The sequence below is a fragment of the Gabonia massiliensis genome, assembly GCF_001403595.1.
In the GTDB taxonomy this organism is placed as follows: domain Bacteria; phylum Bacteroidota; class Bacteroidia; order Bacteroidales; family Coprobacteraceae; genus Coprobacter; species Coprobacter secundus.
Genome location: NZ_LN877940.1, coordinates 1,559,533 through 1,575,213, shown reverse-complemented (window position 1 = coordinate 1,575,213; position 15,681 = coordinate 1,559,533). Strand labels below are relative to the sequence as shown.

The 15,681-nt window shown below is 40.9% G+C and carries 10 protein-coding genes and 1 pseudogene; 8 read left to right on the top strand and 3 right to left on the bottom strand.

What is annotated here, in order from left to right; translation table 11 throughout:
* Window positions 1–213: 213 nt before the first annotated feature.
* Window positions 214–2,775, top strand: a complete 2,562-nt coding sequence (locus BN2628_RS15950) for a Kelch repeat-containing protein (protein ID WP_257606520.1) — start codon at window positions 214–216, stop codon at window positions 2,773–2,775.
* Window positions 2,776–2,971: 196 nt separating this feature from the next.
* On the opposite strand, the gene BN2628_RS15945 is transcribed toward BN2628_RS15950, so the two are convergent.
* Window positions 2,972–4,354 (bottom strand): FAD-dependent oxidoreductase, encoded by a 1,383-nt coding sequence (locus BN2628_RS15945; protein WP_055099956.1) that lies wholly within the window; start codon window positions 4,352–4,354, stop codon window positions 2,972–2,974.
* A 180-nt stretch (window positions 4,355–4,534) separates the two neighbouring features.
* Here BN2628_RS15945 and BN2628_RS15940 point away from each other — a divergent pair, with 180 nt between their 5' ends.
* The 5 genes from BN2628_RS15940 to BN2628_RS16940 all read left to right on the top strand — a co-directional run bounded on the left by BN2628_RS15940 (window position 4,535) and on the right by BN2628_RS16940 (window position 10,732).
* Complete coding sequence (locus tag BN2628_RS15940) at window positions 4,535–6,214, top strand: GxGYxYP domain-containing protein (RefSeq protein WP_055099952.1); 1,680 nt, start codon at window positions 4,535–4,537, stop codon at window positions 6,212–6,214.
* A gap of 10 nt (window positions 6,215–6,224) precedes the next feature.
* Window positions 6,225–7,811, top strand: coding sequence for a choice-of-anchor Q domain-containing protein (locus BN2628_RS15935; protein ID WP_021931086.1), 1,587 nt, complete (start codon window positions 6,225–6,227; stop codon window positions 7,809–7,811).
* A 615-nt stretch (window positions 7,812–8,426) separates the two neighbouring features.
* Window positions 8,427–8,930 carry a Crp/Fnr family transcriptional regulator gene (locus BN2628_RS15930; RefSeq protein WP_055099944.1) on the top strand — a complete coding sequence of 168 codons (504 nt, stop codon included), beginning with the start codon at window positions 8,427–8,429 and terminating at the stop codon, window positions 8,928–8,930.
* Between the two features lie 59 nt (window positions 8,931–8,989).
* Window positions 8,990–9,586, top strand: coding sequence for a sugar O-acetyltransferase (locus BN2628_RS15925; protein ID WP_055099938.1), 597 nt, complete (start codon window positions 8,990–8,992; stop codon window positions 9,584–9,586).
* Window positions 9,587–9,598: 12 nt separating this feature from the next.
* Complete coding sequence (locus BN2628_RS16940; RefSeq protein ID WP_074024210.1) at window positions 9,599–10,732, top strand: HAD-IA family hydrolase; 1,134 nt, start codon at window positions 9,599–9,601, stop codon at window positions 10,730–10,732.
* Between the two features lie 113 nt (window positions 10,733–10,845).
* Here the strand turns inward: BN2628_RS16940 and BN2628_RS15910 are convergent.
* A pseudogene (locus tag BN2628_RS15910) lies at window positions 10,846–11,148 on the bottom strand (Arm DNA-binding domain-containing protein); the annotation flags it as partial.
* Between the two features lie 379 nt (window positions 11,149–11,527).
* Here BN2628_RS15910 and BN2628_RS15905 point away from each other — a divergent pair.
* A complete protein-coding gene (locus BN2628_RS15905; protein WP_055099933.1) occupies window positions 11,528–12,763 on the top strand; it encodes a GTP-binding protein in 1,236 nt (411 codons plus the stop codon).
* A 284-nt stretch (window positions 12,764–13,047) separates the two neighbouring features.
* Here BN2628_RS15905 and BN2628_RS15900 read toward each other — a convergent pair whose 3' ends face one another.
* Window positions 13,048–14,214, bottom strand: a complete 1,167-nt coding sequence (locus BN2628_RS15900) for an iron-containing alcohol dehydrogenase (protein WP_055099928.1) — start codon at window positions 14,212–14,214, stop codon at window positions 13,048–13,050.
* Between the two features lie 536 nt (window positions 14,215–14,750).
* On the opposite strand from BN2628_RS15900, the gene BN2628_RS15895 reads away from it, so the two are divergent.
* A complete protein-coding gene (locus BN2628_RS15895) occupies window positions 14,751–15,110 on the top strand; it encodes a thioredoxin family protein (RefSeq protein WP_055099924.1) in 360 nt (119 codons plus the stop codon).
* Window positions 15,111–15,681 lie beyond the last annotated feature (571 nt).

Here is a 15,681-nt window from a genome sequence, read left to right as displayed (position 1 = left end):
GAGACGAATTTACTCGGCAACCAAGAAAAACAGGGTTAATTTACGGATTACACGAAGATTTTTTCATTAACCCCTGCACTGAATTTCCTAAACACAAGATGACAAAAACCAGATAATTGTATTGTAAATTCAAAAAAGTTTACGAAATTTGTCTACAATGAGTTTTACAAACAATCTGAAAAACTATTTCAGTAAAACCTGATAGCTTATTTAATGACAAAAAATAGTATGCAAATCCACTATCGGTTTCTATTCATATTAAATATATTCCTTTCCATCTTTTCCATGACAGAAGGAGCCGGTCTCCAATTTTCCAAAGAAGTGCCACAAACCTGCCTGAATCTCTTCGATGGGGAAAAAGTGACCTTTTCCAACTCCGTTACCCTCTCTTTCGATATCTCCTTGCCCACAAATGAGGCATTCGGACAAATATGGGTATACGAAGACAGTTCTCAACCGTTCAGCTTTGCCTACATAGGACGAGATAAGAACAGTTCTTCTTTTGTTATCAACGGATTGTCCGACAAAAAAAATTTTATAGAAATTCCTATACTACCGGAAGAAATCGGTAACGGTAAATGGATACACGTAGAAACAAAACTCGATTTCCAAAAGAAAACAGCTGAAGTTTTGATAAATAACAAATCATATATATTAAATAATATACATATTCCAAATCCTTCTAAAGCAAATATCGTATTCGGACCTAACCGAAAATCGATACTGGAAGTCCCGAACATGATTCTCAAAAATATAGAAATCAAAAACAACGATAATCCGATGTTCTTTTTCCCTCTCTCCGAATCAAAAGGGAACAAAATACACGAAAAAAACAATAAAATATTCGGTTCTGTCGAAAACCCCATATGGGCCATCAACAAACAATATTATTGGGAAAAAATAGGTTCATTTGAATCCTCCCCGGCAGCCGGAATAAACTTTGACTCAATTCGCCAGCAAATTATTATCATAGGAGATAACCGGGTACAGAATTTCAACCCCGATACCCGTCAGTTATCCGATACAACACAAAATACCTGCGATACACAAACCGGGTATTCAGGAGAAGCCATATATAATCCGGTAAAGGACGAAACCTATTTTTATAACCTCGCCGACCTCGCCGGACAAACCCGGCCATTCTTCTCCATTATCCATAATGACGGTAACACCGAACTATATTATCCCGACTTTACCAATCCGCTGCACCATCACGCATATTTTTTCAATCCGCAAGACCAGTCACTCTATATCTTCGGCGGATATGGAAATTATAAATATTCCAACAAAATATTCAAATACGATTTTAAAGAAAACCAGTGGCGACAAGAAATATTTTCAGGTGATACACTCTTTCCCAGAATGCACACCGTTGCCGGGCAAGGGCCTGCCCCGGACGAATTTTTCATCTTCGGAGGCGTCGGGAATGAGACCGGGAAACAGGAACTGGGAAAAGACTTCTTTTACGACCTCTATTTGGTGAACACAACACACAAAACCATTCGTAAATTATGGAGTACCGACTTCGGAAATCATTTTTTCATTCCCTCCCGAAGAATTGTCTTCGACTATAACAACGGCTGCATATACATACTGTGTATCGACCGCAATACAACAAACCTTTCCTTACACCGCTTCAATATAAAAAACAGAGAGCATGCCGTTGTATCCAACGAGATTCCCCTTCAGGCAAATTGCATACTCTCTTCGGCATACCTGTTCGAAGACAAAAAGAACAATCAACTTTACGCCGTTGTAAGACAAAGTGAAGACAATAAGCCGGAATCATTGATAAGCATCTACAGTCTCAATACACCACCGGTCACCTTGGAAGAATTGCAGGCGGAAATATCCGAAAGCAATATTCAGCTCCACTGGATACTCCCGGCTACCGTAATTATTCTTATTCTGTTATCCGTCATATTTTTTCGATATAGAGCCAGAAACAAAGAAAAAATTTCTACCGGGAAAGAAGAACATTCCGAAAACGAACCCGAACCCGCCCCAGAAGTTTTTCCTACCGGAGTACCCGAACTCAAAAACGAAGCAAAAACAAACGCCGTATATCTCCTGGGAGACTTTAGGGCTTTCGATCGCAAAGGGATGGAAATAACCCACCGTTTCGGGCCCAAAATAAAACAAATGTTTGTCCTGTTCCTCCTATACTCAAAAGAACAAACAGAAGGTATCAGTACAGACAGGTTGTCCACTTTCCTTTGGCCTGATAAGACCGTTACATCAGCCAAAAATATACGAGGCGTGACAATCAACCATCTCAGAAATATCCTTACCGATTTCAAAAATGTAGAACTCATATACGAAGAAGGAAAATGGAGTATAAAATACCCAGAAGACTTCTACTGCGACTACTTCGAAGCTCGAAAAATAACCCGACAAATTTCATCGACTGAAGTCCCGGACTCCGACTCGGTACAGAAACTGGCGCAACTTTTGCAAAAAGGTTCGCTTTTACCCTCTTTCGTAAGCTACGACTGGTTCGATAAAATCAAAATCAACCATGACGAACACTTCGTCAAAATTATCGAAAAGATTCTGCCGGTACTGGCAGAACGGAACAACGCCCGTTTTACCATTATCCTGTCCGATATTCTATTCTCTTTTGACAGGTTCAATGAGACCGCTCTGGAATACAAAATTTCTTCTTTGAAAAAATTGGGCAAGGCAGAATACGCCAAAGCCGTATACGAACGCTTTCAGGAAGAATACAAACAACTGTACGGAGAAACTTACAAAAAGAATACGGAGCAACTTTAAAAATAAGGACAAAATACGGGCAACCAATTCCCCAATAAATTATCCTTTATAACTATTCTGTATTTTAATCTATATAAGATTTAAAACATGTCCAACTTTCACCCGAGGCAGGTTTGAGAGTTTCTTTCGAGGATATTTTTCTGTTTTTTATGAGAAAGATAGCAAGCTATCTGACGAGGAAAAACGGGAAATAACATTATAAGCTATTCACCCGAATTCCTTTAAGCTCGCAACCGATATCACGAAAGTTCAAATTACGAACCGAAGTGTTCAATGCTGCAGCTTTCGCCGCCGCAAGGCCTGCAGCCTCTCCGATAGCTGCACAAATAGGTTGTACCCGATACGAACTCGCAGCCAGATGTGTGCCGCTGATGATACGCCCCGCCAGCAACAATCCCTCTACTCCGACCGGAATAAGGCACCTGAAAGGTATACCGTAGGGCTTCACAGCCTTTTGCTCTTTGGTCAGAGACATACTCCAGTCATCCATATAATAACTGCAATCGGCAATCTTATCCTCAGGCTGTAAACCCGATTTCAAGTCGGTAGCCGTAAGAATATATTCCCCCTTTATCCGTCTGCACTCACGAACCCCGATTTTAGGAGCCATTACAGCCGAAAAACCAGCCTTTCGCAACGTATTCAAATCCTTTTGTATCTTCTCCAAGCAATACCACTGAGCTTCTGCCAACGCTTGAGGATCTCGGGTATCGACAAAGTGCTTCCCCCAACCCCAATGCAAATACATACCGGCATCCCGGCCTTCCCATCCCGGATGCTCCTTCAAGAACCCATACTTATCCTCGGATATACTGACACGCTCCAAATCATTATATGGCAAAACAGCACCGGCCTTCACCCGATTCGTTATCATCATCCATGTGCAAGGCTGTACCCTGTCGCTCGCAGCCTCAACGCCAAAAGGTTCATTATAATCCGATTGAGCATCGGTACCATACATCACCTCACAACCCGCCATTTCAGCCACCAAGCCGGTACCCGTAGCATCTATCGTCATTTTTCCCGATATTTCCTGCATACCCCCGTTTCTGAATACCTGTACTCCCAAAACACGTCCTGAAGTTACTATCACATCCACTACCGGAGCTCCGCATATCAGCGTAAGCGACTTCTCTTTCACAATCATCTCATACAGAATCTGGGAAAACGCTGAGGGATGCCACCAGTGACTGCGACCGTCCCCACCATCACCGAAATCGGGAAGCGCAACACCATCATTCGAATAACGGCTGTTCAGCCCTTGTATCATTTCTAGATAAATACCCACTCGCGGGCCACCGCACAAATACGTCACAAACTGGTCTACCGGTGCACCTCCCGGCAACAAGTCCTCCTCCACCAATGCCACTTTCGCCCCTTGACGAGCAGCGGCAATAGCCGCCGGAATACCCGACGCACCGGCACCTACTACAACAACATCATATTGCACCGAATCATATACTGAAGAACGGGCAGAAACTCCCTTTTTAACCGTCGTAGCCGTTGCCAGAGAAGGTATCATACACCCGGCCAATCCGACCGTCGTCATTTTAAGAAAATCGCGGCGTGTATTTTTCATAGAGCAAGAACATTTTAATTGCAATTATATGCAAATATAGAATATTTATTTCATATCCATTGACAAAATAAAGTCATATTTAATGTTAAATACAATGTTCAATTCTAAATTAATACTATATTTGGAACAAAATAAATAGGAATATCAAAATAGTTAATTAATTATAATATTAACATTTACATGAGAGAAACAAAATGGTATATATTTCTCTTGAGCATGATACCTATACTCCTGTATGCCGAAAACAATTCCTCAGACAGGCCATACCTCTTACAGTCCAGTCCTTGCGCCCCGAATATCTGTTCGATAAACTACGACAAAATGAATCGGGAAGAACGGTTGCTGGCTGTCTCCCTGCAAGGACTGATAAATCGTAAACAGCCCCGTATCTATCTGAGAGAAAGACTGTCAAACTATCTATTGAATTTATACAAAGAAAAAGGAATTATAAAAAAAGAAACAGAATATTCCGCTCTGTTGCCACTATTGAAACAGTACAAGGAAGAAATCACCGGAGCCATCATCTACGACCCGGAAAAAACATGGACCATAAACCTGGTATCGAACATCGCATCGGTCGAAGACAGAATCATCATTTCTCCCCATCAACTTCCGCAAGTCGAGCAAGCAGGAATATCGGATATCAAAGACGTAAAAGACTTCGGCTTCAAAAACGAATGCGAAGCATTCGACTGGTATATGGCAAATATTTTTCCAAAACAATACCACTCTATCCTATCGGTATGCGGTTACGAAAAAATGCACGACATATACCGGGACTATCTTATATGTTTCAGAATACCGACCTTTTGGCTACCCGGAAAAAAAGACCCGGACTATAACCCCGAAATGGAAAACCGCATCATCCGCCTATGGCAAAAAACTCCGGTAAATATACCGGTCATTGGCTTTTGGCCGGCAACAAAAAGCGGATATGAAGAATACGAAGGAGTACAATTAGCCGGAAAATACGGAAAATTTACAATCGTAAATACATGGGCTGGAAATTACAGCTTCCATTCAGGTACAGGAAATTCCGAAATAAAAATGCTACAACGCAGACGTAACGAAAAAAAACAATTCGACCCGACTCGCAAATATGTAGCACTCACCATGATAGAAAGCGGTGACGCTATCGGATATATCCAATACGGATTAGGGGCACGGCAATGGGATGAGCCGGAACGGGGACAAGTACCCATAAGCATCGGAGTCACTCCTGCCATACAATATCTTATGCCCTGCTACCTCGAACACCTCTTTCGGTCGGCCACAGCAAACGAATATTTCTTTTGCTCCATATCCGGAGCCGGTTACTGTTATCCATTGGAACAATACGCCTCGGAAACCCAAGACAGAAGCAAAACCCTATCCGAGTACTTCGAAAAAACGGCAACCCTGATGCAAAAACTGGACTTAAGCATATTGGGATTGTACTCTCACCCCAACCGGATGTGGGACGAAAGAGACCTGCATACGGTTCAAAATTACATATTGCCCCAAAAACAGATAAAATCCATCTTATCAGATATGGGACGCTGCGACGGATATACAGGAAAAAATGCAAATGACATGCTGAATGCAAATACCAGCGTACATCACATACTGACACGTTGGTCAACTGAAGCTTGGCCTTATGACGACTGTCGATACGACAAACCGGCAGCCGACTGGTTGATACGCAAAATCCGGGAACAAGGAAAAGAGGGAAACTTCCTTCCCGTTATGTTTTACAGCTGGCACTACGGGCCAAGACGATTGAAGATAGTCAAAGATACCCTCGAAAAAGAAGGATACACCTTTGTTACCTTAGACGAATTTGACAGACTTTTCAGAGAAGCAACAAATCGATATAATTAAGAAAAAAACTATGAAAAAAATCGTTTTATTTTTTATTTTGATATACACCTTTATTCCTATACAGTCACAAATCATATACTATGTACGGGAAAACGGAGTAGACGATCTGGCCCGTTGCGGAGTCACCGAAGACGATGCATTCCGAACCGTCCATTTCGCCATAAAACAATGTTCGGCTCTAAGTATGATTATCGATGTCGCCGGAACTTTGGCACACAGGAATGATACCATTCCCCCCGACAAAACCGTCACTATACAATGCAGCCAACCCGAAAAAGCCATACTCGACGTACCGCTCAACGAGACCGGCAGACATTTTTATCTGACAGGAAATTGCGAATTGAGATTGAATAACATCATTCTCCAAAACGGGAATATGGACAATACCGAATATGGCGGAGCTATCTTTGCACAATACGCAATCGATGATTCAGGAATAGGTATCCCAGTCTTAAAATGCGAAAATGTAGATTTCATAGCCAACTCCTGTGGTACAGCCGGAGCCTGCTACTTGAATGGGGCAACAGCCGATTTTGAAAAATGCACATTCAGCGACAACAAAGCAGAATACAATGCCACAGGAAGAGGAAACTCCGGAGCTATATTGGCCATGTCAAAGGAACAACCGTTGACAATGGACATAAAACAATGTCTGTTTCTCAACAACTCGGCCGTAAATACCGGAGGAGCCATACGCATCTATGCCTCATCCCAAACGGACGTCATCATAGAAAACAACACTTTCTACCAAAACCAGACCTACCAACAAGGTAATATTTGTCTGGAAGGAACTGAAGCACCGTTATCACCCAAAGACGAAAGAAACATTACATTCACCAACAATACCATTAGCCAAAATACGGCACAAAAGGGTAATCAGACCGGCGGCATATACCTCAAAACCCTAAACGACGTCGTCATTCTGCGCAACAACCTGATATTCGACAATACATATGCATCTGTACAATGCAATACGATAAGTGCCAAGCTGAAAATAGCCAAAAACAACATTACGGACAATACCGTTGCCGGGACTTCAGACAAAGGTCTTATCATGAATATAACCGGTAATTACGACAGCCGTACCGGGAACTTGCTTGTAAACGAAGAAGAAAAAGTCATACAACCTGCATCGGTAGCCGGCAAATACATTCTGGCAGATAATGATTTGCAAAACAACGGTGGTGCTACGCTCACCCTTGCAATAAATGAAGGCAGTTGTGCCATCGATGCAGGCACAACGGAACAAGCCCCTCAATCAGACCAGAGAGGATATCCCCGCAGAGGAAAACCGGATGTCGGAGCCTACGAAAATGATGGAGAGTTTCTGCCCATATTGAAAAATGAAATATCACCCACAGCCGACATATACCCCAATCCCTTCCAAAACAGCATCCGCTTCAACCCCGGCATACAGGCAAAAGCAGTATATATTTATAATCTCTTGGGACAATTCATCCTGCAAAAAAGCGTATGGGACAACCAAGCCGACCTCTCGCAACTACCTCCAGGACAATATATAATTCTTATACAATCAGACATCACCCCCGGGAAAAAGAACATACTTATAAAAAGCCCCGCAGATATTTTGCAATAATACAAATATCCTGCCTTCTAAAGGATGATGTCCAATCGTCCAATCCCTTCTTGAGAGAAAAAAACACAACCATAAAGCGTCATTTTCAAATAAAAAACAACATTCCCCTCTTGCCTCTTTCGAGAGGCAAGAGGGGTGTGATATTCGCACATAGCTGCCTAAATCAAAAAAACTTTCACCAAAGTCCAACAGGCAACAACAACCCAAGCAGCACCCCTTACCGCAACATACACCTTTCTCCTATCCCAAAGAAGGTCTGGAAATATGTAATAACAAAACGCACACTACAACAAAAAAAGTTTTCATTAAAAAATTCAGACTGACTTCAAACAAGCTCTTGAAAATATTCTGTAATTCTGCAAAAGAATATACCTATCTGAAATCAAGAGAGTAAAAAAATTACCTCATTTTCGAGTAATGAGAGTGGGTAACCGTTCCAATTGCCGTGGTCTGCATCGCTTTACTTGTTCGGGTAACTCTTACAGATGTAAGAATACAAAACTAAATTGAGAATATCCCCTTTGCACATGATTTTATTAAATTGAATAAACATCAGGCGGATATTTTGTCTTTATTGCTGTTCCCATTTTGTACCTTTGCAAAAAGGATAAGTTTATGGAAAACATTATCAGAAAGATAAGAATGTATTATCCGGTTTCAGATGAAGCGCTGGAGGCATTGGTATGCCTTTTCGAGAGATTTGTATTTCCATCCAAAACAATCATTATCCATGCCGGGAAACTAGACAGGAAGGTTTATTTCATCGAAAAAGGCATCACTCGTTCTTATGTCTTACACAATGGGAAACAAATAACGACATGNGAAACGTTGGAAGAAACCATAACCTATTCTATTTCAATAGGGCAACTAAATGAATTGTATCGATCTTACATCGACCTCGCAAACTGGATGCGGGTGTTGCAGCAAGAAAACTTCCTCCGTTTACAAGACATACATATCCGCCGATTAAACTGGTCTGCCCAAAAACGCTATGAACATCTGACTAAAGAATGTCCCGAACTTTTCCAAAGGGTAAACTTGGGATATATAGCTTCTTTTCTAGGCATCACACAACAGTCATTGAGCCGGATAAGGGCTAATGGCCATTTTTTAACATAGGGTAAATTCAGAATCAAATCTTGCCGCTATCTTTGCAAACGGATTAAATTGCATATAGGATGAAAACAGAATACGAGAAATGTTTGGCGGGCGAACCTTTTATTGGAAGCAAAGACCCGAAGATAGTGGAGACAATTTTGCGTACAAGGCGGCTGTTGGCACAGTTCAATGCCATAGATTATGCCGACACAGAGCACAAGCAAGCCTTGTTGCGCGAGATGTTCGGCAGCATGGGAAAGGGAGTGCATGTGGACATTGACTTCCATTGCGAATACGGGAAGCATATTTTTATCGGGGACAAAGTGATTATCAACATGAACTGCACTTTCGTGGACAACAACCGCATTGATATCGGCAGCAATGTGTTGATTGCTTCCAATGTGCAGATATATACAGCCACTCATTCTACCAAAGTAAATGAACGCATGGTGCAAGACTGGTCGGAAGGCGAGGAAATATGCCGCACATACGCCTTGCCCGTCAAGATAGAAGACGGCGTATGGATTGGCGGAGGTGCTATCTTATTGCCAGGGGTCACTATCGGCAGGAACAGCGTCATCGGGGCAGGCAGCGTGGTGACTCGCAGTATTCCTGAAAATTGTGTGGCAGTGGGCAATCCTTGCCGTGTAATTAAGCAGATTGACAACGAAACCTGACAGATGACAGCGATGAGAAAATATAAGCATATCATATTTGATATTGACGGTACGTTAATTGATACGGAAGAAGCCATACTTCAAAGCCTGAAAGACACTGTATGGGAAATACTGCATAAAGATATTGAAACGTGTGAACTAAAATTTGCACTTGGGATACCGGGAAGCGTAACCTTGCGCAAATTAGGCATAACGGACACTGAACGTGCCAATGTCAGATGGAATGAACATCTGCTGAAATATAAATCCCGTATCCGACTTTTTGACAACATCCCGCAATTATTGGACAACTTGAAAATGAATGGCTATGGATTGGGCATAGTTACGTCCAAGACCCGAAATGAATACATGGCTGATTTCGCTGTCCCTTTTGAATTATCTGATTATTTTGGCACTGTAATATGCGTAGAAAATGCCGCTCGCCCAAAACCTTTCCCAGACCCTTTGCTGACATATCTTAATGCATCCGACATGAATGCCGAGGATGTTATTTATATAGGAGATACCATTTACGACAGCCTGTGTGCACAAAACGCAAGGGTGGATTTCGGATTTGCCGCATGGGGAAATGCGGAAACTCAAGAAATACCGGCAGATTATATCTTCAAAAGACCTGTGGATGTACTGCTTTCGCTGTTAGAAAATAACAGTAGGATTTCCAAGAACGACATATATGATTTACTCAATTCATACAATATCTGTTATGAAGTGACAGAACACAAAGCTGTTTACAATATGGCTGAACTCTCTAATATATCGTTTCCTTATCCTGAATCCATTGCTAAAAATCTATTTGTATGCGATGACAAGAAATGCAATTATTATCTAATAACGATAAAAGGTGACAAGCGAGTGGATTTAAAGGCATTTAGACACACATACGGCACACGTCCATTAAGTTTGGCAAAAAAGAAAGATTTGAAAAAAGTTTTAGGACTTACACCTGGATCTGTCACACCTTTGGGCATACTGAATGACAAGGAACACAAGACGCATTTTTTCCTTGATAAGGATTTCTTGATTCCACCATCCATCATCGGTGTACATCCAAATGAGAATACTGCCACTATATGGTTAAAAGCTGAAGACTTGCTGCGTATAATAACAGAACACATGAATCCAGTAAAGATAGTTCCTTTTAATTGATGAGATAACCAACAGAAGGATAGCAAGCGATTTTGGTCTGCTGAAAACACAAACTTGCTATCCTCCTGTTGACATTGTTTATAATCCCAAACCCTTACCCTTTTTAAGCGGTGCCCTTGATAAGCGTTACACATCATTTCCACCGTGACATACGCCTCACGGTCGGATATGCGTTGGTAGTGCTTGATGATTTGTACCTCGATATCGTCAGGCGTAAGGTTCGTTTCCCTTGCTTCTCGGCTCTTGCCCTTGACACAGTTGCTCTTTGCGTCCCAAAGCTCCTTTGCGATGCTCCGCTTGCAATTGAACTGCGCCACCGTACCATTGATTGTAACCCGTCCCATAATGGGGACAATTCCGCTCTTCTCCTTGCTGCCGTTCGCATAAAACAGCACGCGAAATACGCTCTTTGTCATACTCATCCTTTTTTGAGTGCAAAATTATAAATCAGCGAGTTAAACCTCGACAAGCGAATCAATGCAGAACGGCGTAAATAAAACGGAGACTGTTAAATCTATACTTTCAACGGGTAACGATTAAGAATTTGTTCTTTTGCCGTAATCCGCTTTGAAACGCTTTTCAGCCCTCTGCCCAACTTTCATGATTTTCTCCTAACTGCTTAAATCTCAAATTCCATTGCGTTAATCTGCTGGTTTTGTTCGATTATTCCAGCGATATTATTTATTTTTGCATTCTACAGATTTATCCTCATTCCAAATCTCTATGTACTCTTTACATACATAGAGACTCGAAATGACACTGTGAAATAATTACAGAACAAAATCACATACAATTATGAAAACAAAAGAAGTACCTGTATTGCTCCTGACCGGTTATCTGGGCAGTGGGAAAACAACTCTGGTCAACCATATCCTTTCCAACGAACGCGGTATCAAATTCGCCGTTATAGTCAACGATATAGGAGAAGTCAATATCGATGCCGACCTCATACAGAAAGGCGGCATCGTTGGCAAAAAAGACGACAGCCTTGTGGCTCTCCAAAACGGCTGTATCTGCTGTACCCTGAAGATGGACTTGATAGAACAAATCAATGACATCCTGAAAATGAACCGTTTCGACTATATCGTTATTGAAGCCAGCGGTATTTGCGAACCGGCACCCATAGCACAAACCATCTGTTCCATCCCCCGTATGGGAAAAGAATACACCCAATTCGGTACCTGCCGTTTAGACTGTATCGTTACTGTGGTAGATGCTCTTCGGTTGCAAAGCGAATTCGCCTGTGGCAAAGAACTGACCCGTAAGAATATTGACGAAGAAGACATCGAGAATCTCATCATACAGCAAATCGAATTTTGTAACATTATCCTGTTGAACAAAGCCTCCGAAGTGCAACCTGAAGAATTGGAACGCATCAAACAAATTATCCATACACTACAACCCGGAGCCGAAATTATCGAATGCGATTATGCCAATGTTGACCTCGATAAAATTATACATACGGAAATGTTCAATTTTGAACGCGTAGCAACTTCAGCAGGATGGATTCGAGAAATAGAGCGTCAAGCTACCGAAGAGGAAGAAAAGGAAACCAAAGCTCATGAGCACCACCATCATGAACATAAACACGAACATGAACAAGAAGAGCACGAGCACGAGCACCATCATCATCACCATCATCACCCCGAAGGTGGTGAAGTAGAAGAATATGGTATCGGGACTTTTGTCTATTACCGCCGCCCGGCATTCGATATACACAAGTTCGACCGTTTCATTGCCACAAAATGGCCACGCAACATCATCCGGGCTAAAGGAGTTTGTTACTTCAGCCACAACCGGGATATGTCATTTCTTTTCGAGCAAGCCGGAATACAAAAAAAATTGACCGAAGCAGGACTTTGGTATGCCACAGCTTCTGAAGAAGATCTTATCCAACTTCTGAGCCAAGAACCGGGATTGTTTCGCGACTGGGACGAAAAATACGGCGACCGTATGCAAAAAATCGTTTTTATCGGTCAGCATCTGGACAAAGAACAATTGACGCGAGACCTCGACGAATGCCTTGAATAAGAAATTTTAAAACAAACCGCAAAGCGAGAGCAAAGGTTCAAACTTGTTTGAAGAAGTATGCCGAGCCGCCGCGTTCGTTGAAATGAAATTAAAACAATACATAAATAATGAAGTTGCTTCAAAATGGAAGCTGAAAGTTTAGAATCTTATCGGCTGAAGCACTAAAGAGAACATCCCCCTGTTTTACCCTAATTCATTAAAATACAAGGTAAAAACAGAGGGATTTTTATACAGTAACTTATATATCTACGTAAGAGCCCGCTTTTTCTATTTTTAATCACTTATTACAAACACATCTTGAAAATCTCCTCGATATCACTTTGCGCAAGAGGCTTAAAGCCCTGTAATACATCTCCACCACAAGCTTTTCTTGCCATTACAGGAAAATCTTCGACCCGGATACCCACCTCGGTAAATGTCCGCTTCAACCCCAATACATCGAACAAGAATTCCGACAACTTTTCAATACTTTGCTTGGCTATAGCCATAGGCTCCTGATTAGCATCGATACCGAAGACATTCACTCCAAACTGCACATATTTCGAAACCGTTGTCTCATCCAAACAATACTCCAACCAACGCGGAGTAAGAATGGCAAGTCCCAGACCATGTGTAATATCATAGATAGCCGACAACTCATGCTCCATAGGATGGCAACTCCACGCCTGCTGTTTACCACCATTGACAAACCCGTTAATTGCCCATGAAGAAGTCCACATCAGATTGGCACGAGCCTCATAATTCGTCGGGTCCTTCATAGCTATCGGTGTGTATCGGATAATAGTTCTCATCATTCCCTCCATAAAACAATCCAGCATAAAAAGGTCCTGGCTCATATTGAAATAAACCTCCATAATATGCGACATCATATCAGCAGCCCCGCAAGCCGTCTGATAGGGACTTACCGTATACGTGTTTGACGGATCGAGAAAAGAAACTTTGGGAAGCAATGGACTGGCCATACGTCCTATCTTGTCCTTAGTCTCCGGATTACTGATAACACCGCCTGCATCCATTTCAGATCCCGTTGCCGACAAGGTCAAAACCGTAACAATCGGTAACGCCTTCTCTACCGGAGCCCAGCGACTGAAAAACTCCCACGGATCAAAGTCCACGCAGGCACCGGCAGCCATCCATTTCGTAGCATCTATCGTCGAACCCCCACCGACTGCCAATAAAACATCTATCTTCTCGTCCTTACAAATCTGGGCACCCTGTCTTACACTATCAATACGGGGATTCGGTTCTATACCGGACAACTCAAACACCTCCAAGCCTGCCTTCTTCACTTCATCCATAACCGCATCATAAAGCCCAATCTTTTTTATAGAACCACCACCATAAGTCAGCAACACTCGTTTCCCGTATCTGCTCAACTCTGCACCCAAATGGCACAATTGATTCTCTCCAAAATAAACCTTGACCGGAATATCATATACAAAACTATTCATATTACACATTATTTTTATAGTTAGTAAATCTCAATATATCACTTCTGCAATTATATCGTTATTGATACATGCAAATATCAACAATTTTTCTCAAATAAATAGTAGATAAATTACAGCTTATATTACCCAAATTACAGTTTATACCATGCCCTACAACCTGGCTCCTAAACGGGATAAAAATAAACAAATAAAGAATCAAGTATTTATTAAGAATCTACCCGAATTTTGCTCGGGTCAGGAGTGAGAGTTTTTCTTTCGAGGATATTTTTCTGTTTCTAAAAGGGGGATAATAACTATCTGATGAGTGAAAACCGGAAAAAGGCCAAAAGAAAACGCAAAAATAACTGGATGATATTTTCTTATTGGAAAATGTAGACTCTAAAAATGTTTAAAATAAATAACAAAAAAAGAAAAGCAAACACAAAACTGTTATATTTATATAGAACATTCAAAAACCGGATTGGAATCTTGTCCAAAACAAAGAACTATAAATGCTTCTATAGAAATTAATTAAACAAATTTTTAAAATTACAAATATGAACATTACCGATTTAAATACATCTGAATTTGTAACAAAAGTAGGAAATTATAAAATATATCCCGATAATTGGAAATACATAGGGCATAAACCCTGTATAGTGACATTTCATGCTCCCTGGTGCGGCTACTGCAAAGCTCTATATCCTATCTTGGAAGAAGTATCCGAAGAATACAGCGACAAAGTAGATTTCTATCGAATAAACGTAGACGAAGAAGAGGCACTGGAAACAGCTTTCGACATAGAAAAGATTCCCACATTACTACTCTGTCCGGTAAAAGGAAAAGAAACAATGACTTTAGGTGTTATGGGAAAAAAAGAATTGAAAAAATTGATAGAAGATACATTACTCAAATAATTTCCATTAAATATATAAATAAATATAGATAAATTAAATATTATACTGATAGTTTACAATAATATACCATATTTATATTTATTTTTTTAGATATATATACCTGATATAATTAAAAATAATTTGTTTATATTTGTCCGAAAATAGTAAAATAAAACAATATTTTTTATAAATAATAGACGGTTTTTGGATATAGAATTTTTCTATTCTTCGGATTATCCTTATCGTCTCAACAGGTATATATTACATATGAAATGCACAAAAAAGAAAAAGAAAAATAACAATAAATACAAAAATTCGCAATATGACAAGTTGAATAGAAGAATGGGTATAATCGTGTTTATTTTGATACTTATTCTTTTTTTCCTGTTAGCATATTTTTCTTTCTCGGAAACAAAATAAACTGGAGCAACATATCTGTTCCCCTATGAACCTTCCCAATAATTCAGAAACTGGTATAACAAAGGCCGAGGTATCCCAATCATGGAAATCTGCCTCAGCCACAACACCCTACTTGTCACCAAGTACAGATAAATAACGTTGTAACGAGGCAACTCCCACTATAACAAATTTA

Coding starts and splice junctions, on each gene's coding strand:
- BN2628_RS15950 (WP_257606520.1), top strand. CDS start 214: ATGACAAAAAATAGTATGCAAATCCACTATCGGTTTCTATTCATATTA.
- BN2628_RS15945 (WP_055099956.1), bottom strand. CDS start 4,354: ATGAAAAATACACGCCGCGATTTTCTTAAAATGACGACGGTCGGATTG.
- BN2628_RS15940 (WP_055099952.1), top strand. CDS start 4,535: ATGAGAGAAACAAAATGGTATATATTTCTCTTGAGCATGATACCTATA.
- BN2628_RS15935 (WP_021931086.1), top strand. CDS start 6,225: ATGAAAAAAATCGTTTTATTTTTTATTTTGATATACACCTTTATTCCT.
- BN2628_RS15925 (WP_055099938.1), top strand. CDS start 8,990: ATGAAAACAGAATACGAGAAATGTTTGGCGGGCGAACCTTTTATTGGA.
- BN2628_RS16940 (WP_074024210.1), top strand. CDS start 9,599: ATGAGAAAATATAAGCATATCATATTTGATATTGACGGTACGTTAATT.
- BN2628_RS15905 (WP_055099933.1), top strand. CDS start 11,528: ATGAAAACAAAAGAAGTACCTGTATTGCTCCTGACCGGTTATCTGGGC.
- BN2628_RS15900 (WP_055099928.1), bottom strand. CDS start 14,214: ATGAATAGTTTTGTATATGATATTCCGGTCAAGGTTTATTTTGGAGAG.
- BN2628_RS15895 (WP_055099924.1), top strand. CDS start 14,751: ATGAACATTACCGATTTAAATACATCTGAATTTGTAACAAAAGTAGGA.